15 protein-coding genes are annotated in these 21,758 nt (G+C 52.7%); 9 read left to right on the top strand and 6 right to left on the bottom strand.

Annotated elements, in window-relative coordinates; all coding sequences use genetic code 11:
* Positions 1-16: 16 nt before the first annotated feature.
* The 3 genes from ACMYSN_RS02150 to ACMYSN_RS02140 are packed head-to-tail and all read right to left on the bottom strand — an operon-like array spanning position 17 to position 5,759.
* Entirely contained in the window at positions 17-3,361 is a 3,345-nt protein-coding gene (locus tag ACMYSN_RS02150) for a transglutaminase family protein (protein ID WP_462496827.1), read from the bottom strand.
* Entirely contained in the window at positions 3,358-4,308 is a 951-nt protein-coding gene (locus ACMYSN_RS02145; RefSeq protein WP_199733665.1) for an alpha-E domain-containing protein, read from the bottom strand. Before ACMYSN_RS02145 ends, ACMYSN_RS02150 begins: the two co-directional genes overlap by 4 nt.
* The gene (locus tag ACMYSN_RS02140) at positions 4,305-5,759 is read right to left on the bottom strand and encodes a circularly permuted type 2 ATP-grasp protein (RefSeq protein WP_462496826.1); all 1,455 of its coding nucleotides are present in this window, start codon (positions 5,757-5,759) and stop codon (positions 4,305-4,307) included. The genes ACMYSN_RS02145 and ACMYSN_RS02140 overlap by 4 nt, the downstream gene beginning before the upstream one ends.
* A 401-nt stretch (positions 5,760-6,160) precedes the next feature.
* On the opposite strand from ACMYSN_RS02140, the gene ACMYSN_RS02135 reads away from it, so the two are divergent.
* Entirely contained in the window at positions 6,161-6,553 is a 393-nt protein-coding gene (locus ACMYSN_RS02135; protein ID WP_462496825.1) for an energy transducer TonB, read from the top strand.
* A 52-nt stretch (positions 6,554-6,605) separates the two neighbouring features.
* Here ACMYSN_RS02135 and ACMYSN_RS02130 read toward each other — a convergent pair whose 3' ends face one another.
* The gene (locus ACMYSN_RS02130; protein WP_462496824.1) at positions 6,606-7,436 is read right to left on the bottom strand and encodes an SDR family oxidoreductase; all 831 of its coding nucleotides are present in this window, start codon (positions 7,434-7,436) and stop codon (positions 6,606-6,608) included.
* Between the two features lie 576 nt (positions 7,437-8,012).
* Here ACMYSN_RS02130 and ACMYSN_RS02125 point away from each other — a divergent pair.
* The 8 genes from ACMYSN_RS02125 to ACMYSN_RS02090 all read left to right on the top strand — a co-directional run bounded on the left by ACMYSN_RS02125 (position 8,013) and on the right by ACMYSN_RS02090 (position 17,327).
* A complete protein-coding gene (locus ACMYSN_RS02125; protein WP_462496823.1) occupies positions 8,013-9,350 on the top strand; it encodes an MFS transporter in 1,338 nt (445 codons plus the stop codon).
* A 104-nt stretch (positions 9,351-9,454) separates the two neighbouring features.
* Positions 9,455-10,414 carry a C-terminal binding protein gene (locus ACMYSN_RS02120; RefSeq protein ID WP_462496822.1) on the top strand — a complete coding sequence of 320 codons (960 nt, stop codon included), beginning with the start codon at positions 9,455-9,457 and terminating at the stop codon, positions 10,412-10,414.
* Positions 10,415-10,438: 24 nt separating this feature from the next.
* On the top strand, positions 10,439-11,095 hold the full coding sequence (locus ACMYSN_RS02115; RefSeq protein ID WP_462496821.1) for an RraA family protein: 657 nt from the start codon (positions 10,439-10,441) through the stop codon (positions 11,093-11,095).
* A 62-nt stretch (positions 11,096-11,157) separates the two neighbouring features.
* On the top strand, positions 11,158-12,096 hold the full coding sequence (locus ACMYSN_RS02110; protein WP_462496820.1) for a sugar kinase: 939 nt from the start codon (positions 11,158-11,160) through the stop codon (positions 12,094-12,096).
* Positions 12,097-12,258: 162 nt separating this feature from the next.
* The gene (locus ACMYSN_RS02105) at positions 12,259-12,897 is read left to right on the top strand and encodes a GntR family transcriptional regulator (protein WP_462496819.1); all 639 of its coding nucleotides are present in this window, start codon (positions 12,259-12,261) and stop codon (positions 12,895-12,897) included.
* A 663-nt stretch (positions 12,898-13,560) separates the two neighbouring features.
* Positions 13,561-14,088: a fimbrial protein gene (locus tag ACMYSN_RS02100; RefSeq protein ID WP_462496818.1), complete on the top strand. Its 528-nt coding sequence runs from the start codon at positions 13,561-13,563 to the stop codon at positions 14,086-14,088.
* A gap of 48 nt (positions 14,089-14,136) precedes the next feature.
* A complete protein-coding gene (locus tag ACMYSN_RS02095) occupies positions 14,137-14,814 on the top strand; it encodes a fimbrial biogenesis chaperone (RefSeq protein WP_462496817.1) in 678 nt (225 codons plus the stop codon).
* Between the two features lie 86 nt (positions 14,815-14,900).
* Positions 14,901-17,327: a fimbria/pilus outer membrane usher protein gene (locus ACMYSN_RS02090; RefSeq protein WP_462496816.1), complete on the top strand. Its 2,427-nt coding sequence runs from the start codon at positions 14,901-14,903 to the stop codon at positions 17,325-17,327.
* Positions 17,328-17,402: 75 nt separating this feature from the next.
* On the opposite strand, the gene ACMYSN_RS02085 is transcribed toward ACMYSN_RS02090, so the two are convergent.
* A complete protein-coding gene (locus ACMYSN_RS02085; protein ID WP_462496815.1) occupies positions 17,403-20,978 on the bottom strand; it encodes a hybrid sensor histidine kinase/response regulator in 3,576 nt (1,191 codons plus the stop codon).
* A 34-nt stretch (positions 20,979-21,012) separates the two neighbouring features.
* Positions 21,013-21,645: an acid-sensing system DNA-binding response regulator EvgA gene (evgA, locus tag ACMYSN_RS02080; RefSeq protein ID WP_174509254.1), complete on the bottom strand. Its 633-nt coding sequence runs from the start codon at positions 21,643-21,645 to the stop codon at positions 21,013-21,015.
* Positions 21,646-21,758 lie beyond the last annotated feature (113 nt).

Genomic DNA, 21,758 nt, shown 5'->3' with positions numbered 1-21,758 from the left:
ATTACCCGGCTCAAAACTAAATCCTAGTAGACTTCCTGCGAAGGTCCAACGTATGCGGGTATTCGTCGCCAGGCTCTTCCGCAGGCGGAGCCATCGGGCGCGGAACCTGTTCGTGCTCATAGAATGTCCTGAGCGCGCTGAAGGCCGGCGGAGGGATCAACGCCCCCTGGGTGAAGCCATGATCCCAAAAGCGATTGACCCGCCGGGCCTCGGCTTCATTGCTGTTAACCGGTCGCGTGTCGTAGTTACGCCCGCCAGGATGGCTGACGCGATAGCTACAACCGCCAATGGAAAGCCCGTTCCAGGTATCGATCAAATCAAACACCAGCGGCGTATTAACCCCCAGCGTAGGATGCAGCGCCGACTGCGGCGCCCAGGCGCGATAACGAACCGCCCCCACCATCTCCCCTTGCCTGCCGGTCGCCCGCAGCGGCACGCGGCGGCCATTGCACGCCAGCACGTAGCGGCCTTCGGTCAACCCCGACAGGCGTACCTGAATGCGTTCGACGGAGGAATCCACATAGCGCGAGGTTCCGGACAGCGTCACTTCCTCGCCCAGCACGTGCCACGGCTCGATGGCCCAGCGAAGCTCCAGCTCGATATCATCAATTTGCTGGCGCCCATAATGCGGAAAACGGAACTCTTCAAACGGCAGCAGCCACGCCAGTTTAAACGGATAGCCATGCCGCTGCAGGTCATCCACCACCTCTTTGACGTCCTGCCAGACGTAATGCGGCAGCATAAACTTATCGTGCAGTTGGGTGCCCCAACGGACCAGCGGCTTGTGATACGGCTCGTTCCAGAAACGCGCCACCAGACAGCGAAGCAGCAGCAATTGCACCAGCGACATACGGGCGTGCGGCGGCATTTCGAAGCCACGGAACTCCAGCAGCCCCAGACGGCCGCTACTGCTGCCCGCGGCGTACAGTTTGTCGATGCAAAACTCTGAGCGATGGGTATTCCCGGTGACGTCCACCAGCAAGTTGCGCATCAGTCGGTCCACCAGCCATGGCGTATCAACCAGCCCTTCCGGCATATTCTGGAAGGCGATCTCCATTTCATAGAGCACTTCGTCGCGCCCTTCATCAGGACGCGGCGCCTGGCTGGTGGGGCCAATAAACATCCCGGAAAATAAGTACGACAGGCCGGGATGATGTTGCCAGTAGGTCACCAGGCTGCGCAGCAGATCGGGACGCCGTAGCACCGGGCTGTCGGCCGGGGTCACGCCACCCAGGGTCACGTGGTTACCGCCTCCGGTACCGGTGTGGCGCCCATCCAGCATAAACTTCTCGGCTCCCAGGCGGGTCTGGTGCGCCTGCTCGTACAGCGTTTCGATATTATGAACCAGCTCATCCCAGTGGCTGGCCGGGTGAATATTGACCTCGATAACCCCGGGATCGGGCGTCAACAGCAGCTTCTGCAAGCGGGGATCTTTCGGTGGCTCATAACCTTCAATCACCACCGGGAGCTGCAACGCGCTGGCCGTCGCCTCGACGGCGTGGATCAGGGCGACATAATTCTCCAGATGAGTGACTGGCGGCAGGAACAGATGGAGCTTGCCCTCGCGCGGCTCGAGGCACAGCGCGGTGCGGACCACGCTCTGGCTGCCATTAGCCGTCGATTTTTGTTGCTGTAGAGCCTGTCGGACAACGGGGGTGGCCGATGCATCCCCCTGCGCACAGACCGGCAGCGGTTCGCGCGGCTCGAACGGATCGCGGTCGATAACCCGTTCATCTTCGGTAAGTGCCGGCAGTGAATTGAGCGGCAGACGGTAGCCCATGGCGCTGTCTCCGGGGATCAGCGTAATCAGCCCGCCGCGCATTGGCCAGGCGCTACTCCGCCACTGCTGATCCGCAAACGCAACGGGCAGAATGTAGCCCGTCGCGCTTTCTATACCGCGGCTCAGTAAACTGGCGAGCCGTCGCCGTTCAAGGTCATCATCGAGCCTGGCCTTCCTCGGGTCGGCTCCTTCCGGCAGCCCGCGCTCCAGCCACAGATAGTAGAGCGTATCTTCATAGGCGGGTTGCAGATAGCCGTTATCAACGCCTAGCTGCCGACACAGCGCCTGACCAAAGCGCTGCGCATCAGCGATGTCGTGACCGTAATCTTGATCGACGCGGGCCAGCAGTTCCGGGTCGTGCCACAGCGCCTCGCCGTCGGTGCGCCAGAAGCATCCCAATGCCCAGCGCGGGACTTCCTCCCCCGGATACCACTTGCCCTGACCGTAGTGCAGCAGTCCCCCGTGACTGAACTGCGCTTTTAGCCGCAGCAGCAGATCTTTGGCGAGACGTAATTTGTCCTTACCCAGCGCCTCGGTATTCCACTGCGCAGAATCCATATCGTCGATGGAGATAAATGTCGGCTCGCCCCCCATGGTCAGGCGCACATCGTTGGTCTGCAGCTCAACGTCAACGGCGCGTCCCAGCGCATTAATGTTCTGCCACTCATCTTCGCTGTAAGGCCGCGTGACTCGCGGATCTTCATGAATGCGCGTAACAATGTTGGTATAGCTGAATTCACATTCGCACGGGTCGGTTGCGCCGGTAATCGGGGCCGCAGACTGCGGGTCGGCCGTACAGGCTAGAGGAATATGCCCTTCGCCAGCGAACAGGCCGCTGGTTGGATCCAATCCCACCCAGCCGGCGCCGGGAAGATAGACTTCACACCAGGCGTGCAGATCGGTGAAATCCTGTTCCGGGCCTGACGGACCGTCGAGCGCTTTGACATCGGCGGTCAGCTGCACCAGATAGCCGGAGGCAAAGCGCGCTGCCAGTCCCAGATGACGCAGTATCTGCACCAGCAGCCACGAGGTATCCCTGCACGAGCCTTTTTGCAACATCAGGGTTTCCTGACAGCTCTGCACCCCCGGCTCCAGGCGAATGCCATAGTCAATTTCGTTAGCCAGCCGACTGTTGAGCTGTACCAGGAAGGTCACGATGGGCACCATTTCCTCGCAATCCACGCTGTCCAGCCACGCGTCCAGTTCAGGACTCTGTTCGGTTATCTTCAGATACGGCGCAAGCTCTTCCTGCATCAGGGCATCATACGCAAAGGGAAAATGCTCGGCATACTCTTCGATAAAGAAGTCGAACGGGTTAATCACGGTCATGTCCGCGATCACCTCCACCGCAAACTCCAGGCGTTTCATTTTTTCAGGAAACACCAGCCGCGCCTGATAGTTACCGAACGGATCCTGCTGCCAGTTAATAAAGTGGTCTTCGGGCGTCACTTTCAGCGAGTAGCCATGAATATGGGTACGTGAATGAGGCGCTGGCCGCAGGCGCAAAATATGCGGTGCCACGTTGATCAAGCGATCGAACTCGTACGTCGTAGTATGTTGAATCGCAACCCGGATGGTCATACGGCATCTCCTTGCAGGAAATGAAACCAGTTATCGGTAATCAGGTGATGAAGCGCGATCAGGCTAAGCTGAACCTCATTGAGATACAGGCTGAATTCGCGGTTCAGATCGTGTGAATTATCGACGCCGCGGGTTGCAAGCAGAAGACTGTCGATGTGATCGGAAACGGCCGACGCCCGCGGCAGTTCAGCGGCGGCCAGCTTGATTTGCTGCAGGCAATAGCGCTGCGAACGGGGGAAATGCCCATCGGTGAGCAGCAGCGTGACCACCAGCGAGCCTTTAATCGAACAGCGCATCACCCGGCGAAAGCTGAGATAGGCGCTTTGCGATTTGAGCACCTTAGACCACACCACCTGGCCTAGCTTGATGCTCTCTTCTTCACGCGCCTGCATCATCAGCGAGTTCGCGGCGTCCAGAATGCGGGTGTTCATATCGGCGCGCTCCAGATAGCGCCCCATATTGAGAAAATGCCAGCCGGCATCGCGGCTCATCGACCCGGTCAGCAGGCCGATAATTTTCTGGCAGCCTTCAATCACGGTATTAAGATAGGTATGCCGTTCAGAGCGATTGATCCCCAGGCGGATGTTCTGTCTGGCATAGAGATCCAGTTCATTAATCAGCTCCCACATTTCGCCCGGCACCACATCGCGGCTGGTTCGGATATTTTCACGCACCATTTTTAATGACGACAGCAGCGAATCGGGGTTGCTCTCGTCGGCCAGCAGAAACTTCAGCACATTACGTTCGTCTTTAATCTTATAGCGCTGGCTGAACAAGGCGACGCCGCTGTTAATTTCGATCAGGTTATACCAGGAAACGGCGATATCGCGTGGCAGATCGTAAAGCAGGTCGTCATACACACTGACTAACCGCGCGATATTCTCCACGCGTTCCAGATAACGCGCGCTCCAGTACAGGCGCGCCGCAACTCTTGATAGCATGTTCATTTGCGTTTGCTCTCCACGATCCAGGTATCCTTACTGCCACCGCCCTGCGATGAGTTCACCACTAATGAGCCTTTTTTCATCGCTACCCGCGTCAGGCCGCCGGTCGTCACGTAGGTCTCTTTGCTTTGCAAAATAAACGGGCGTAAATCAAGGTGGCGCGGCTCGAGATAATCTTTGGCGATGAGCGCCGGTGCGGTGGAAAGCTTCAGCGTCGGCTGAGCAATATAATTTCGCGGATTTTGCTGGATCAGTTCGGCAAACATCTGCTGCTCTTTTTTGGTCGAGTGCGGCCCGACCAGCATGCCGTAACCGCCAGATTCGTTGGCCGGTTTGACCACCAGCTTATCCAGATTCTGCAGAACGTACTCGCGGTGGTCATCATTCTGGCAGAGGAAGGTTTCGACATTCGGGAGAATCGGCTCTTCGTCGAGATAGTAACGGATCAGGGCCGGGACATACGCATAGACCACCTTGTCATCCGCCACCCCGGCGCCAGGCGCGTTAGCCAGGGCCACGTTTCCGGCTTTCCAGGCCCGCATCAGGCCAGGCACGCCGAGGACCGACTCAGGATGGAAGACTTCCGGGTCGAGGAACATATCGTCAATGCGGCGGTAAATAACGTCTACCCGCTCCGGGCCGTAGATCGTTTTGGTGTAGACGCAGTCGTCGTCGCCGACAAACAGATCGGCGCCCTCTACAAGTTCAACCCCCATTTGCTGGGCCAGGAAGGCATGCTCGAAGTAGGCGGAATTATAAATCCCCGGCGTCAGCACCACGATTTCCGGACGTTCAATCTGCCGCGGCGACAGGGCCGTCAGCGTTTCCAGCAGCTGTGCCGGATAGGCGTCAATCGGTTTGATATCGTCACTTTCAAACAGTTCCGGCAGGACGCGCTTGGTAATGGCGCGGTTTTCCAGCATATAGGAGACACCGGAGGGAACCCGCAGGTTGTCTTCCAGGACGTAGAACTGCCCGGTTTCATCCCGGACTAAATCGGTGCCGCAAATATGCGCCCATACGCCATACGGCGGCGACATACCGACACATTCGGGGCGGAAATTTTTCGATTCCTTAATGATATATTCGGGAATGATGCCGTCTTTGATGCACAGCTGTTCGTTGTAGAGGTCATTGATAAAGCGGTTCAGGGCGGTAAGACGCTGCTTGAGGCCGGTTTCAGCTACCGCCCAGTCTTTGGCATCAATGGTGCGCGGAATAATATCGAATGGCCAGATCCTGTCGATATTGCCTTTATCGGTATACACCGTAAAACTGATGCCCATTTCCTGAATTGTCGCCTCTGCCGTCAGACGACGCTTCTCCAGTTCGTCCGGCGGCAGTGAATCAAGGCATTGGATCAATCGCTGTGCGGAAAGGCGGGGATTACCCTCATGGTCGATCAGCTCGTCGAAATAGACATCGGCTTCGTAGTTTTTTATGAGTTTATGCATCAGCATTGTTCCTTGTTAAATAGCCGATCGTGGCAATAGTTACTTCACCTACACGAAACCCGCCCCCTTTCATTTGCCTGAAATAGTGAAAACCGTTATCGTCACTCTTACAAAGATAAGCATAAAGCATGCCATTGATTATTCTGTTTACTATCAATGATATAAAAACAGTGTCGCCGTCTTATTCGCAGACGGACTGCATCATCATGATGCAGGGAAATTTCAGTGGGGCACCAAAATAAGACAGTGCTGTGAGTTCTGACCGACGGCCTGAATGCTCCCCCTCACTTTTAGGTTGCGGAGAGTATTTATTGGCAGTAGAAGCAGCGCGAATGAGAGTAAACTTGCGGGACCTCAAACGGTTGTAGTCCAGGAACAATGCACATACAGGGAGCGGTGATATGGTTAAAAAAGTCTTACTGCTGGCTATTCTGGTCAGTCTGGCAACGGGATGCGCGCCATTGCATCCTTCCGGGTGCCATAAAACTACGGCAACAGGTAGCTGCAGTTCAGGACGCTGGGATGATCAAGATGAATGGGGGGCCCAGGCGCGAGCCATCAAAGCAGCCATTGATGCCCAGCTGGAAGACCCGCAACGCTGGAAAGGGAAAAAGTGCTGGTTGCATATTGAATTTGCTAAAGATGGTACGGCTTTAAGCATCTCAACCAGCGACGGTAATAAAACCTATTGTGAAGCGCTAAAATCTGCAGCCAGAAAAGCTACATACCCGAGCTTTACTAATCCGGAGGTGTATCGCGATTTTAAAAAAACGCGCTTTGATATGCGGGGTTAACCCAGCTCCGGGCATGGCCAGAGCTGAATCAATATGAGGTTGATCCGTAAACTTACTGAGGGCGCAATTCACCGTACTTGTAAGCCGCCGTGGCGCCACCGTCTATCAGCAGATCGCTGCCGGTGACGTAGGTGCCATTTGGCCCAAAAAGAAATTCCGCCAGGGCGGCGATTTCATCCGGCGTGCCCCCACGGCCAGCCGGGGATTTTGCCAGCATATCGCGATAGAAGGCGCCCCTTTCCGGGCTGTTAAGTTCGTCATAGGCCAGCGGCGTAAAGACGATACCAGCGCTGATACAGTTAATGCGCGCCCCGCGCTTGCCCCACTTCACCGCTTCCGCCATCACGCGCAGCGCATTACCGCGTTTAGATATCTGGTATGCATAGAGGCTGTCGTCGATCGCTTTGACCAGCGGCATCTCGAGCAGCGCCTCTGGCGGCAAAGCCGCCAGATCGTCGGCCTGCGCCTGCGTCAGAGCATCAACGGCCAGGCGATGGCTGGACTGCGAACCAATCACCACCGCGGAACCACCTGGCGCAATTACCTGACCAAACTCCTCAAACAGCACGGCACTCCCGTATAAATCCACCCGCAGCAGATCCTGTGCTGTGGCCTGGGAAGGCGATAATCCGGCGGTGTGAATAATCCCTTTGACCTCCCCCAGCGCGCAGGCGGTTTTCACCAGCTCTTGTATCGACTGGCGTGAACGGACATCTACCGTGGTAAGACTGACCTCAAACCCGGAACGGGACAGGGTATTTTCTGCCTGCTGCGCGTTCCCGACCTGAATGTCCGCCAGTAGAATATGTTTACCCACGCTCACACGACGGGCAATCGCCTGCGCGATGGCGCCGCTGCCGATAACAACAATCACGTCTTTCATCTTCACTCCTGATACCAAGGAAATTGCGGTAACCAGACCGCCAGTGGCCGAAGAGTCGGCCTCTGGCGCTGTCGATGTGTTCAGCATAGCGGCTAGCGCAGGAGGCGGTAAGTAGGCGCAGGGGCATGCCCTTATGAACGTGGTTCATTAATCTGCCGCGGTAAAGCAACTCAAATCGATGGGCTCGTCTCACGGCCACTATTCCGCTTTGTTACTGCCGAAGTTGAATATCAGCATGTCATCCCTGATTTGTTATGTCCCTCGACTGCCTGGATCAACATCCAATAGATTCCAGTCCAAATCTGACATTTCAGTTTCGTAGATTCTAGAAAATTAAATGTGATGAATATCTCATGAAATGGGCTAACTATAGCCTTTTTACGCCATGAAGATCACAGTTGGTGACATACTCAATCGCAAAACAAAAAATGGCTGGTACATTTGTGACATGTCAGATTTGCAGGAGATTCTGACTAACCTAAAGAGGAAATTTCTCCAGGACGATACGCACGTACTCTGCTCTCATGACGTGATAGTGCGTATCCCACTTTATACTTTTTACGGGAAATAGGTGTTATGAGTGACTCAATACAACAACAGTCCCTGGATAGAAAAAGTGATTTAGAAAAAACTATCGTAACAAAAACGACTAGTAAACTAGTTCCATTAATGGTTTTGATGTACATCGTCGCTTATATCGATCGGCAAAATATTAGCTTTGCCAAACTACAAATGGTGGACAGCCTGGGCTGGAGCGAAGCTGCATTTGGCCTTGGCGCATCACTATTTTTTATTGGTTACTTAATTTTTAGCGTCCCCGGCAACTTGATTTTGTCAAAGGTAGGCGCAAGACTCTGGTTTACCCTTAGTCTGTTGTCCTGGGGAGTTATTACCATGGCGCTGGCGTGGACTGAGAATATGTCGACGTTTTATGCGTTACGCTTCATCCTTGGCATTGCCGAGGCCAGTTTTTATCCAGGGCTAATTTATTACTCTACTAAGTGGTTTCCTTTAAAATATCGCCCACGGATCGTTGGTTTTTTAGTCACGGCAAGTATGGTGGCGAATATGATTGGCGCCCCTATTAATGGTTCACTGCTTAGCATGCATGGATTTATGGGCCTTGAAGGATGGCAATGGTTATTTCTGGCTACCGGGTTGCTTGCCATTCTGCTCATTGCTCCAGTGTTACTATGGTTTCCGCAAGGTCCCGAGCAGGCGCGTTTCTTAAATAACGAAGAAAAGCGTTGGTTGATAAACAAGCTCGATGCCGAACAGCATGCGAATACCGATAAATCAGTTAATAGCTTAGGTAAGTCTCTGACAGACTGGCGGGTACTGTCTCTCGCACTGGTATATGGTTTCATCTGCTTCGGCGCCTATGGTATCAGTTACTGGATGCCAACCATTGTTAAAACATTCGGTGCCACGGATATGATGAATGGCCTGGTGAATATGATCCCATGGGCGATGGTCATCGTGATGTTGCGCTGGATCACCAGTAAACCGGAACGCACCGAGAACCCTTATATTAATGTCGCACTGCCTATGTTCACTGCTGCGATATGCCTGTTGCTTTCGGTATGGACCTTCACACAACCGGTCGTTAGCTTTATCTGTATTTGTGGTGTGGTCTTGTCTGTGTTTGCTATTCAGCCCTGCTTTTGGAACTTGACTAAGTTCCTTTCAGGAACAACGGCAGCAGCTGGTATCGCCATTATTAACTCACTGGCAAACCTTGGTGGCTTTTTCGCACAAAACACGATTCCCCTTGTGCGTGATTTAGAAAAAAATGATGCGGCACCGATGTTATATTTAAGTATCGTTATGCTAATTGGCGGAATCATAACCATTTTAATTATACGAAAACTAAAAAACGTTGCAGTTAAGGATGTAAATCCAGTCGCGCTCTAACTATATAACACCACATTAAATTAACTCTGTATTAAACACATTATTGCATAGTGTTGTATCAACATAGAAAAATCATTGCTTAATAAGCATTAACGGTAAATATTATGAAAAAAATCGTCATTATTGAACCGGGATATTTAAATTATTCCGCTGAAGAAGGTATTTTACACGATTGGGACCCGGAGTTTGTTGTCGTACCGATAAATGCCACCCTTGAAGATAAATTACAACAGATCCGCAATGCTGATGCCGTTATGGTCCGCGAGGCCGTCGTCGATCGCACCATGATTGAAGCGATGCAACAGTGCCGCATTATCGTGCGCTACGGTGTTGGCGTGGATAATATCGATAGCCTGGCTGCCAGAGATAAAGGCATCTATGTCGCTAATGTGCCTGACTATGGCTCAGAAGATGTCGCCGAACACGCCCTGGCCCTGCTTTTTGCTGCCACGCGTCGCATTGCAACCCGCAACCGCGATGTTCGTGAGGGCCAATGGGGCATAGGCCAGCGGGAACCCATGTTTCGCCTGGCAGGGAAAGTACTGGGCGTCGTCGGTTTTGGTCGGATTTCCCGCTGTTTTGTACAAAAAGCATCAGGGATCGGCTTTAAACGCATTCTGGTTGTAGACCCTCTTCTCACTGATGAACAAGCGGCACAAACTGGTGTGACACGTGTCGACCTCGATACGTTATGCCGGGAAGCTGACTTCATCTCCCTTCACGCCCCCTTAACGGCAGAAACTCATCACCTTATTGGTGAGGCCGAACTGGCGCAAATGAAACCCAGCGTCATTCTGATAAATACCTCACGCGGCGGGCTAATTGATGAACAGGCGCTGATTAACGCCTTATTACAACAACGTATTTTCGTCGCCGGGCTCGATGTATTTGAATCCGAACCCCTCAGTGCAAAAAGCCCATTGCTGCAAATGGACAACACCTTATGCACGGACCACACCGCCTGGTTTACCGAAGAATCAGTAACCGAATTGCAAAGCAAAGCCGCATATGAAGTGCGGCGGGTATTTAAAGATCAGCAGCCACTTAACTGGATTAATCCGTAATTGCTAATAAAGAGAGGAATAGCTATGTACAGCAAACAAATTATCGACGGTTTTCGCGCTATTTATTCAACGGCTTCTGTTGCTGATGCCTGCGATCAGATACTTGGCAAAACCATGTTCCTGCCTTTTGAAATTAAAAACCGTATTAATGACAAGAAAATCGTTGGGCCTGCGGTCACCATTTATGAAGACGTCACCGATGAAAAAGTACCGCCACAGCATGCGCTGGACGCTATTGATGAATCCGCCAGCGGGTCAGTCATCGTGATTACCGGCAATCCATCGCTGGAGACTGTGGCTGTCTGGGGCGGATTGATGACGGCAGGGGCTGTCGCCAATAAGCATGAAGCTGCGGTATTAAACGGTGGTGTCCGTGATCTGGCGGAGATCCGCCGCGATTACGATTTTCCGGTATACGCTAAAACGGTGACGCCAGGCACAACACTGGGTCGTTTTAAAACGATTTTCGCCAACCAACCTGTCACCATTGGTGATGTGACCGTAAATCCAGGGGACTTAATTGTCGGGGATATTGACGGTGTTGTATGCGTACCGCAGGAAATTGCAGAAGAAGTATTAGCACTGGCGCAATCAATTGACAGCCGTGAACTGGAACAGGCGAAACTGATTATTCAGTCCGGCTCTTTGCGTGAAGGCCTTGCTAAATACGGCCGCATCTGACCCATCTCACGCCATCAGCCAGCCTGGTTGATGGCGTTTTGAAAAATCACATGGAGAATGCAATGAAGCAGTTCGATATTCTTTCTTTCGGTGAGCCTCTTTATGAATTTAATCAGCTTCCTGCCGAAGAGGCTGAGCAGCATTATCTCAGTGGATATGGCGGTGATACGTCGAATTTCGCCATTAGCGCGGCAAGACAAGGTGCTCAGGTTGCCATGTTAACCCGACTCGGCGATGATGTATTTGGCCAGAACTTTAGAAGATTGTGGGACGAAGAAAACGTCGACCACCAATGGGTATCTGTGCACAAAACAGCCGCCACCGGCATCTATTTTATTTCACACAATCAGCAAGGCCACCACTTCACCTTCTATCGCAAAGGATCCGCTGCCTCTACTATCACCATCGATGATATCGATGATTCAGCGATTGCCGCCGCCCGCCTGTTTCACAGTTCGGCCATCACACATGCAATAGGCAACAATGTCAGCGACGCGCTTTTTCACGCGATTGAGTTATGTAAACAACACCAGACCCTGATTTCATTTGACACCAATCTACGGCTTAAGCTGTGGCCATTGGCCCGCGCCCGCGCCATCATTCATGAAACAATCCGTTATGTAGATTACTGCATGCCGAGCCTCGATGAAGCCCGCCTGTTAACCGGAAAACACCATGCGGATGAGATTACGGACATTTACCTTCAACTCGGAGCAAAGAACGTGGTGTTAAAAATGGGGGCAGAAGGCGCGATGTTTGCCAACCAGAATCGCCGCATTGTCTATTCCGGCCATAAAGTGGCAACGGTGGATGCGACCGGTGCCGGAGATTGCTTTTCGGGTGCTTTCCTTTACCGCACGATCAAAGGCGATTCGCCGGAAGATGCTCTGCGTTATGCCAATGCCGCCGCGGCACTCACTACAACGGGGTATGGCGCCGTAGCACCCATTCCCTGTCAGCAGCAGGTTGACATGTTGCTCCGACAGACACAGCCACAATAACCTCCGCCGCGCCTGGTTGCGCGGCACTTTATTTCCAATAAGCAACTGCAACTTGTTGCCACATATCATTTTCCCATCTCTGTAAATCTGTTATACAGTCACTTCTATTGCTGGCCATAGATGGCCGCTCACCAACTCAGTATTGTGGAATTTTCGATCGCTATGACAAGTAACCTACTCAAAGACGTTATTTATCGTCGTATCAAAGATATGATCATTAACGGCACTTTGCCGATGGGCGGAAAAATATCAGAATCCGCGCTGGCAACCCGCTTAGCGTCAACGAAAGCACCGGTGCGTGATGCGTTAAGACGACTACAAGGCGAAGGGTTGGTACATATTCGGCCTAAAAGTGGTACTTTTGTATTCAATCTGAGCGATATTGAGTTTAACGAACTGCTGGAATACCGCTATTTCGTCGAAGCAAAAGCTGTAAAACTGTCACTACAACGCAATCAACGCCAGTTGGTACAAGCATTATCCTCCTATCTCGATCACATGACGGTCTGTCTTGAGACTAATTCCACACATGAATACATCCGCCTCGACAATCTGTTTCATGAGGCCTTATTCACCTACTGCGGCAATGCCTATTTACAGCAATCCTACGTGCTGATTTCCGCACAGATGGCGACAATTCGTAACTTTCTGGGCAGCAATGACGAGCATATGCACCGCTCTCACCAGCAACATGTTGCGCTGATTCAGGCTATCCAGGATCTCGATATCGAGAACGTACTCAAGGTGCTTCAGGAACATATCCTGCCGAAAAGTGGTGCCTACTGGGGACAGTTTGGCTAGAGGGGCGATTCATATATGCAACCCCGCGTTGATAATAGCGGGATCTTTGTTGGCAGGTTTCTACTACCTGGCAACGGGTCTTGTCGCTATAAAATTAGTTATTCCCTGTGCAACAACCCTCCCCCCCTGCGAGTCGCCATTTTTAAGCCTCGTCCTATACGTGTAGTCCCATCCCCACAGAAGAATAAGGTATCACTGATGTTGCTATCCTGTGAACCAGGTAGAATTAGTCCTGTTCCAACGAACTGGATTTAATGTACTAAAGAATATATGCATTTTTATGTTGTTGATAAGCGATGTCGGTTAGCGAAATTCTACCCTACCTGTATGTCAATAATTCTCAGTATATATCAGGTCTACATCAAGTCATTACGATGAAGGGAGCAAAAATGCCTCGTCGTAAATCTGGTTTGTTTGAATGAATGCGCCGGACGGAACATTCACGCCAGTCTCTTTTTCTTTATATAAAGAAGAAACAGGCCGAGTGTGAATCTGTTTGTCAAAACATAGTGCAAGCAGGAATAAACAAAAATTCCTGCATAGACTTTGCCGCAATCAACAGGCTGTCAGGTCTGGTTGGTTTGCGGAGATGATGAAAACATTAATGAATGTCGTTAACTCATCAAAATCACATTTAACATTAACTTATTATTGGATTTATATATGAAAAAGATTGCTTTGATCTCCGCGATTACCACTATTCTGTCTTTCAGCGCACTGCAGGCCGCCAATGCTGCCGATGGCGTAATTAACTTCACCGGTAATATTACCGGCACAGCTTGTGTTGTCGATCCTTCGACAATTGCGCAGCCGGTTGACCTGGGCACCGTATCTACCAGCGCGTTCGCTGGCGGCACCGGTACCACTGCTGCGGCTAAGCGTTTTAACATCGTTCTGACCTCTTGCCCGGAAAGCATTTCCAGCGCCAGCATCCGTTTTGATGGCGTCACCGACAGCGCCAACACCTCTATCCTGGCGCTGAGCAATGGTCAGACTGCCACCAACGTTGGCGTTGCCCTGTATGAGCAAGACAGCACCACGCTGATCCCGGTTGGCTCTTCCTCCGCCAGCGTCGCGCTGCAGGAAGATATCGATAACACCCTGACCTACTTCGCAAAATACATGGCAACCGGTACCGTCGGTGCCGGTACTGCGAACTCCTCAACGGCCTTTACCGTTATCTATCAGTAATCAATAAAGGGCCATTCGTGGCCCTGAATTCTTCTTTCAGGATAATTTATGTTTGCAACCGTATTTAAAACCGCCGCGCTTGGCTCGCTGTTAGCTTCCTCATTCGCCTTCAGCGGCGTTGAAATTGGCGGCACCCGCCTGGTGTATAACGGCAATGCCAGCCAGGCATCTATTAGCGTGAACAACCCGGATAATAAACCGTACCTGATCCAGTCGTGGGTCAGTAAAAATGAAAACAGCGACGAAGGTGACAGCGAGTTCTCCACCACCCCGCCGTTATTTAAGCTCAACCCGCACACCCAAAATTCGGTGCGCGTGACCCTGACCAACAATTCAGTCCCTCAGGACCGGGAAAGTGTTTACTGGCTGAATATAAAAGCCATACCGTCTTCATCGCCGGATGCGAAGAATGAATTATTAATCGCGGTAAAAAGTAAAATGAAATTATTTTACCGTCCGGCAGGATTAAAAGGCGATCCTTCGCTGGCATATCAACAGTTAACTTTCGCGCAGCAGGGAAATAAGTTAACTGTTCATAATCCATCGCCCTTTAGCGTGTCGCTTTACAAAGTAAAGGTGAATGGAAAGCCGTTAGCTAAACCGCCAATGGTTTTACCTTTCCAAACGGTAACCTTGCCTCAGTCCGTCGCCAAAGGTGATGAAATATCGTGGAGTGCGATTAATGACTTTGGAGGCATAACGGCTGATTATAAATTTAAAATGTAGGTTTGACTTCTATGCGCCATGCCAACGCTGTGTCAGGTTTTGCTAAATTAACGCAGTTATCTGTCTTTGTTTATTTGTGCACCCATATGCCTGCGGCCCTGGCTGAGGATTATTTCTCGCCAGACTTTATTGAAACCCGTAGAGATATCCCGCGTGATATTGATATCTCGCGCTTTAGCAAAACGAATGGCCAGGTACCCGGAAACTATCATGTTAATGTCTATTTAAACGGCAATTACATTGAGTCCCGCGATATCTCGTTTATCGGCAATGACAGCGACCTGGCGCCGGTGTTGACCCATGCTGAGTACGTTAAATGGGGCGTCAAACCCAGCGCTCAACCGGGCTGGATGACCATGACGGATGAATCGACGATCGATAATATCGGCGATCTGCTGCCCGGCAGTCGGGTCAGTTTCCTGTTTGATGAGATGAAACTGGATCTGTCGATTCCGCAGGAGTATCTGCAGCGCGATCCTCGTGGTTCGGTATCGCCGGACCGCTGGGACGACGGGCTAAACATGATGTTCCTGAACTACACCTTTTCTGCCGCCAACAGTCACGGCAGCGGTGATTCACGAACCGACAGTTACCTGAACCTTCGCAGCGGCATTAACGTTGGCCCGTGGCGCTTACGCAACTACTCGACCTACAGCAACAACGATGGCGCAGAGCGCTGGAACACAATTTCCACCTCGCTGGAGCGGGATATTAAAACCCTGAAAAGCCAGTTGCGAATTGGCGACGGTTACACCCAGTCCGGGGTGTTCGACAGCGTGAATTTCCGCGGTGCGCAGCTCTATTCCGATGATGCCATGCTGCCGGAAAGCGTGCGTGGCTTTGCGCCGGTGGTACGCGGGATTGCCCAGAGCAACGCCCAGGTCACGATCCGTCAGGGCGGGAACATTATCTGGCAATCCTACGTTCCACCAGGACCGTTTGTGATTGACGATCTCTACCCCACCGCCGCCAGCGGTGACCTCGAAGTGGCGGTCCGTGAAGCGGATGGCTCTGTGCACCAGTTTATCCAGCCCTTTTCGGCGGTGCCGGTGATGCAGCGCGAAGGCCAGTTTAAATATGCGCTGGCCGCGGGGAAATATCGTGCGGCGAACAGCAAGGATAAAGAGCCGGAGTTTGTACAGGCGACGATGAGCTACGGCCTGCCGTGGGATACGACGATCTACGGCGGCACCCTGACATCGGGCGAGTACCAGTCCGGCGCGTTGGGTATTGGCAAAGGGTTTGGCGATTTTGGTTCGCTCTCTTTCGATACCACTTTTGCGCATAGCCAGATGCCGGACAAGACCGAGAACGGCGTGTCGTTTCGTGCGCAGTACGGTAAAGATTTCGCCTCGACGGGCACCTCATTCAGTTTGATGGGCTACCGCTACTCCTCGTCCGGGTTCCGCGATTTCCAGGAAGCAAACGGCGATGTGAACATCTACCGCCAGGGCAGCGATATCCAGATGGAAGGCAACGACTGGCGCTACGAGCGCAACAAACGTAGCAAGGCACAGGTAGCGCTTAACCAGCGGCTTGGCGGATGGGGAAATCTCAACCTCTCGGCCTGGCAGCAGGATTACTGGGGAGGCGATAAAGAGCAGAACCTGAACGTGGGCTACAACACCAGTATCAAAGATATCAACTATGGCCTGAACTACAGCTATTCCCGTGGCCCGTGGCATACCGAGAACGACCATATCGTTTCCCTGACGATGCAGATCCCCTTCTCGCGCTTTTTGCCGGATAGCTGGATGACCGCATCGGTCAACAGCAATAAAAAAGGTGACAGTACCTCGCAGGTTGGCCTGTCCGGGTCGGCGTTGCAGGAGCGTAACCTGAACTGGAACGTACAGCAGGGTTACAACAGCAAAGGCGCGGACGTCATGGGCAGCGCGGCGGTGGATTACAAAGGCAGCCACGGACAGTATCAGCTTGGCTATCACTACTCCCGCGATAACCGCCAGATCTCCGCCGGGGCGATGGGCGGCATCGTGGTGCATCCCTACGGTGTCTCCGCCACCCAGCCGCTTGGCGAGACCATGGCGTTGGTGAAAGCCGACAACGCCGCGGATGTGAAAGTGATCAACAACAGCGGTATTTACACTGACGACAAAGGTTTTGCGGTGGTGCCCTATGTCACCCCTTATCGTCAGAACAATGTATCGCTGGACACCGCATCGTTGAATAAAAACACCGATGTGCTGAACGACACCCGGACGGTGGTCCCCACCAAAGGGGCGCTGGTACTGGCGGATTACCCGACCGTCACGGGCTACAAAATCATGCTGCAGTTAAGCGGAAAGGAGATCCCTTTCGGCGCGACCGCCAGCATTAAACATCACGATAACGTTCCGGAAGGGATCGTTGATGAACGTAAACGAGTCTGGCTCAACGGCGCCCCGGAAAAAGGCACCGTCGAGATCAACTGGACGGGAGGACGTTGCCAGGCAAGTTATCAGCTAGCGAAGCCGTCAGACAGCACGCAGACGATAACCGCGCAATGTCATTGAATCCGGAGAGCAACACCGTTATTCACCGCACGCGCTGGCGGTGAATAACGATCAGGAGTGGGTTACGACTTGCGGTTACGACTTGCTGCTACGAATGTAGGCGTCAATGGCCGCGCTGAACATCCCGACCTGCTGCTCAAGCTGGCCGATCCCCTCCTTAATCACCTCACCGGTTTCCCCTGCCGCCAGCGCATTTTCCTGCTCTTCGGCCATCAGGTGCAGTTTCTTCGCCCCGAGGATCTGCATCGTGCCGTTGATGCGATGCAAATGGTGCTGCACGAGGTTCCAGTCCTGCTGTTCCAGCGCCTGCAACGCCGCGGCAATATCCCGGTCGTTCTCCACCCGGGATTGCTCCAGCATCTGACACATCAAGGCGTTGTCGCCCAGGCTGTGCGCCTCTAAAGTCCGCATATCGACGAATGCCTCCAGCGGGAAGCGCTGGGCCGGCATATTGAGGTTCATGCCGCTTAAGGCGACTTTTAACTGCTGCAGGCTGACCGGCTTAAACAAACACAGATCCATACCCGCTTCCAGGCAGCGCTCTTTCTCGTCGGTCTGGGCATTGGCGGTTAATCCCCAAATCATAATCTGCGAGTTGAACTCCCTGACCCGCTGGGTCAGGGTAATCCCGTCCATCTGCGGCATATTGAGATCGGTGATCAGCAGGTCGTACTCCATTTTTTTGATCAGATTAAGCGCCTGTAGCCCGTCTTCCGCCTCTTCAACGTGGTAGCCAAAAGTATCCAGTTGACGACGCAGTAAGAAACGGTTGGTGGGGTTATCTTCGGCGATCATGATCTTCAGGGTCACAGGCAGAGGCGCTTCCTGCTCGGCAATTAATAACCCCGTCGGGCTCTTATTCGACACCCGGGTCATCAGCGTCACCATCATGGTGGTGCCCAGGCCCGGCTGGCTGGTCATGCTAATCTGCCCGGACATGTGCTCAACCATTTCCCGGCAGATCACCAGCCCCAGCCCGGATCCGAGGCTCCGTTTGCCCACGCTGGTCTGGCTGAAGGGTTTAAACAGCTGCTGCTGTTCCTGCACGCTGATCCCGGCGCCGGTGTCTCTGACGCTGAGCGACAGATAAACCCGCTCATCTCCCAGGGTCTGGGTTTGCGCCAGCACCTCGACGCCCCCTTCGGTGGTGAACTTCACCGCGTTGCTCAGCAGGTTGGAGAGCACCTGTTTCATCGCCTGCGGATCGAGCCACAGCGCTTTCCCTTCCTCAAGCTGGCAGTGGACGGTGAGCCTGAGATTTTTTTGCCGGGCCACCCCTTCAAAATTCGCCACCGTGGCCTTAATCAGGGATTCGAGATCGACCCACTCCTGCACCAGGGTGAAATTACCCGACTCGATTTTTTCCATATCCAGCACGTCACCAATCAGCGCGATCAGCGTCTGGGCGGTGCTGTATGCCAGCTGAATGGCCTCTTTGGCCTCTTCAGGGCTTTGTTTATGGGTGGTCAACAGTTCAAGGAAGCCCATGATGGAGCTGACGGGCGTGCGGATCTCGTGGCTCATACTGGCAAGAAAACGGCTTTTCGCCTGGTTGGCATCGATCGCTTTGTCTTTCTCCACCTGCAGCGCTTTCATTAACTGCCGGGATTCGGTGATATCCTGCCAGCCGCAAATCAGCGTCGCCGGCATATTTTCCGGCATCTGGCATGAGGTCAGCCAGTGGAGAATCAGACGGTCTTCTTCGCCATTATTCAGCATCAGCTGATGGGTGATGACCGCATCGGGCGCCAGCCCTTGCTGAATTTGCTGCTGCAGCTCGGGGAATATGTCCGCCAGCGGGCTGCGACGGTCAAACAGCGAATAATGCATGGCATCGCGGCGTTCCGGGGTGAAAAAGTCGCCGAAGGCGTTGTTGTAGCTGTCCAGTTCGCCATCGGGGGTGATCACGTACACCGGAACCGGCATGGCATTGGATAAGGTCTGGCGAAAGATCAGCTGGTAGCTCAGCGCCTTCTGCGACGCCTTGCCTTTACTGATGGCCCGCAGGAGATAAACTCCCCACAGCAGACTGCTGATCACCAATAGCGCCGCCAGCCCGACAACCAGGTAAAACGGTCGGTTATACAGGTTCCAGGTGCCGATTTTCACATCCGGCGCTTTGACCCATTTCCCCGCGAGATTAAGGATCTCTTTCGGCGGTATATCATCCAGCGCCTGGTTTAATATACTTTGCAACTCTAACGAGCCGCGCGGGATGGCAAAGGCAATTTGCGCCGAGGGTTCATCCGGGATGCGGATATAGGTCATTTTGCCAGGATAATAGTGGTCGATAATAAAGCGCGAGGCGAGCTGGGTCGACACCACCGCATCCACCTCGCCCAGCATCAGTTTGCTGAGCGCGGTACTGGTATTTTCCGCGATAACCCAGGTGATCTCCGGGTATTTCTTTTTCAGCTTATCGCTCAGGCTATGGTAGGCCGGAATTGCCACTTTCGAGCCAGGAACTAATATCTCTTCGGGCGAATGCATGGCGCGGGTGACAAAAACAAACGGGGTCGCAATAAACGGGTGGGTAAATAGCATATCCTCTTCCCGCTCGGCGCTATAGGTGGCCGTCGCCACCAGATCCCAGCCGCCGTTACGCATGGTGCTGACCATCTCAGCGTTAGAATTGGCGATAATCGGCTGAAAGGTAAAGCCCGTCTGGAGCTGGATCAGATTGAGGATATCCCCCAGCACACCGCGTATTTCATTGTTATCGTCCAGCATACTCAGCGGCGCGTAGTACGGGTTGATCAACACCTTGAGCACCGGATGTTTGGCTATCCAGCGCTCTTCCCGGGTCGTAAACTTCATCGCTTTGTTCAGGAATGAAATATTGCCGGCATCCACCCAGGATTGCGCGACCTGCTTATGGGTCTGCTCGCTCAGTGAACTAATAAAGGTATCGATGATATCCAGCAGCTGTTTCTGGCTCTCCAGCACCACAAAATGGTTGCCGATCTGCGGTTCACGCCAGAATTTCACCATATCGAGCGACTGATAGAAGTCGCGGGCAATAATAAAGCTGGTGGTCAGATTGCTGCCAAAGAAGTAGTCATTCTCTTTGTTGTCTACGGATGCCAGTGCCTGATAGTTGTCAGCGTACTCAGTCACCTCGGCTTTGGGGAAGACGATTTTAATAAACTGCGCCGACGGATACCCGCGTTTAATCGCCACCCGCACCACATCTTTATTATTAAACAGTGGATTCATCACATCGGACTGGGTGGTGACCAGCGTCGGGAATGAGCGAACCAGCGGCAACGACACGGTAAACGGCGGCTGTACCGTCTCCTCGCCGGTTGGCGTGGTCAGTACCATGTCGATTTTACCCTCCCTGAGCGCATCGAGCGCCAGCGGCTTATCGGCATAATGTTTGATCACCAGGCTGACCTGCAGCGCATTTTTCAGCAGCAGCAGGTAGTCCGCGTTCATCCCGCGATAGCGCCCGGTAGTTACACTCATGTTCAGCGGCGGCGTCTCGGCACCGTAAACGCCAATGGTCAGGGTGCGCTTTGCGGCGAGCCACAGCAGATCATAGTGGCTTAATGGCAGTGCAGGCGTAAACACCTCGTAATCGCTGGCAAGGGTCAGGGTTGCCGGTTCGCTGTCCGCCGCATGCACCGGAAAGATCGCCGTCATCAACATAAACAACAACCCGAAAATTCTGGATAACGCGCATCTAGCCAATTTTGTTTCTCTGGGCAAAAGAAAAAAGATCGATTAACGATTTACAATTCAGCTTTTCCATCAAACGGCTTTTATAAGTGCTCACGGTTTTATTACTGATACACATCTCCGAGGCAATTTTCATATTTTCAGCGCCATTCAGAATATAGCGCATGACTTTAATCTCCTGGCTTGAGAGCGATTGCAGCATCTCCTGCTCTGAAGACAGACTACCCATAAAACTATGCAGCGATAACGGAAAATAGCTGTAGCCGTTCAACGAGGCATGGATCGCCGCGATGATATTGGTCATCCCCTCTTTTTTACTGATAAAGGCATTCGCCCCGGCATCGGCACTGCGTTTGCCATAAAACAGGTCATTTTTAGCAGAGACCACAATAATAATATGCCCAAAGCCCTTTTTTCTCAGTTTCTCAACCACTTCAATCCCGCTCATCACCGGGATATCAACGTCAACGATCACCAAATTGGGAAACTCTTGCTCAACCATCTGCAACGCCTGGGCGCCGTCGCCCGCCTCGCCCACGATGGTAATGCCTTCGCTCTCCAGCAAATTTTTAATGGCCATACGGGCCAGCGGGTGATCGTCAACAATAACTGCACTTAACTTTTTGTTTTTTATCATTTTCTCATCTCACTACAATTCTACATCGAGTACGATTGTTAACGCGTTAACAGACCCAGAAACGCTTTCCCTCATGGACTGCAGCAATACCCTTTCGCGAGACAGTTAAGTTT

Origin of the sequence: Klebsiella sp. R445 (assembly GCF_051131755.1) — a bacterium.
In the GTDB taxonomy this organism is placed as follows: Bacteria; Pseudomonadota; Gammaproteobacteria; order Enterobacterales; family Enterobacteriaceae; genus Klebsiella; species Klebsiella lignicola.
The sequence above is the reverse complement of the archived record's forward strand: the minus strand, read 5'-3'. Positions and strand labels throughout refer to the sequence as shown.

What these genes read in the sequence shown, in the direction of transcription:
- ACMYSN_RS02100 (WP_462496818.1), top strand. Translation starts at nt 13,561, where the DNA reads ATGAAAAAGATTGCTTTGATCTCCGCGATTACCACTATTCTGTCTTTC.
- ACMYSN_RS02115 (WP_462496821.1), top strand. Translation starts at nt 10,439, where the DNA reads ATGTACAGCAAACAAATTATCGACGGTTTTCGCGCTATTTATTCAACG.
- ACMYSN_RS02135 (WP_462496825.1), top strand. Translation starts at nt 6,161, where the DNA reads ATGGTTAAAAAAGTCTTACTGCTGGCTATTCTGGTCAGTCTGGCAACG.
- ACMYSN_RS02150 (WP_462496827.1), bottom strand. Translation starts at nt 3,361, where the DNA reads ATGACCATCCGGGTTGCGATTCAACATACTACGACGTACGAGTTCGAT.
- ACMYSN_RS02105 (WP_462496819.1), top strand. Translation starts at nt 12,259, where the DNA reads ATGACAAGTAACCTACTCAAAGACGTTATTTATCGTCGTATCAAAGAT.
- evgA (WP_174509254.1), bottom strand. Translation starts at nt 21,645, where the DNA reads ATGATAAAAAACAAAAAGTTAAGTGCAGTTATTGTTGACGATCACCCG.
- ACMYSN_RS02090 (WP_462496816.1), top strand. Translation starts at nt 14,901, where the DNA reads ATGCCTGCGGCCCTGGCTGAGGATTATTTCTCGCCAGACTTTATTGAA.
- ACMYSN_RS02120 (WP_462496822.1), top strand. Translation starts at nt 9,455, where the DNA reads ATGAAAAAAATCGTCATTATTGAACCGGGATATTTAAATTATTCCGCT.
- ACMYSN_RS02095 (WP_462496817.1), top strand. Translation starts at nt 14,137, where the DNA reads ATGTTTGCAACCGTATTTAAAACCGCCGCGCTTGGCTCGCTGTTAGCT.
- ACMYSN_RS02145 (WP_199733665.1), bottom strand. Translation starts at nt 4,308, where the DNA reads ATGAACATGCTATCAAGAGTTGCGGCGCGCCTGTACTGGAGCGCGCGT.
- ACMYSN_RS02085 (WP_462496815.1), bottom strand. Translation starts at nt 20,978, where the DNA reads ATGTTGATGACGGCGATCTTTCCGGTGCATGCGGCGGACAGCGAACCG.
- ACMYSN_RS02110 (WP_462496820.1), top strand. Translation starts at nt 11,158, where the DNA reads ATGAAGCAGTTCGATATTCTTTCTTTCGGTGAGCCTCTTTATGAATTT.
- ACMYSN_RS02140 (WP_462496826.1), bottom strand. Translation starts at nt 5,759, where the DNA reads ATGCATAAACTCATAAAAAACTACGAAGCCGATGTCTATTTCGACGAG.
- ACMYSN_RS02130 (WP_462496824.1), bottom strand. Translation starts at nt 7,436, where the DNA reads ATGAAAGACGTGATTGTTGTTATCGGCAGCGGCGCCATCGCGCAGGCG.
- ACMYSN_RS02125 (WP_462496823.1), top strand. Translation starts at nt 8,013, where the DNA reads ATGAGTGACTCAATACAACAACAGTCCCTGGATAGAAAAAGTGATTTA.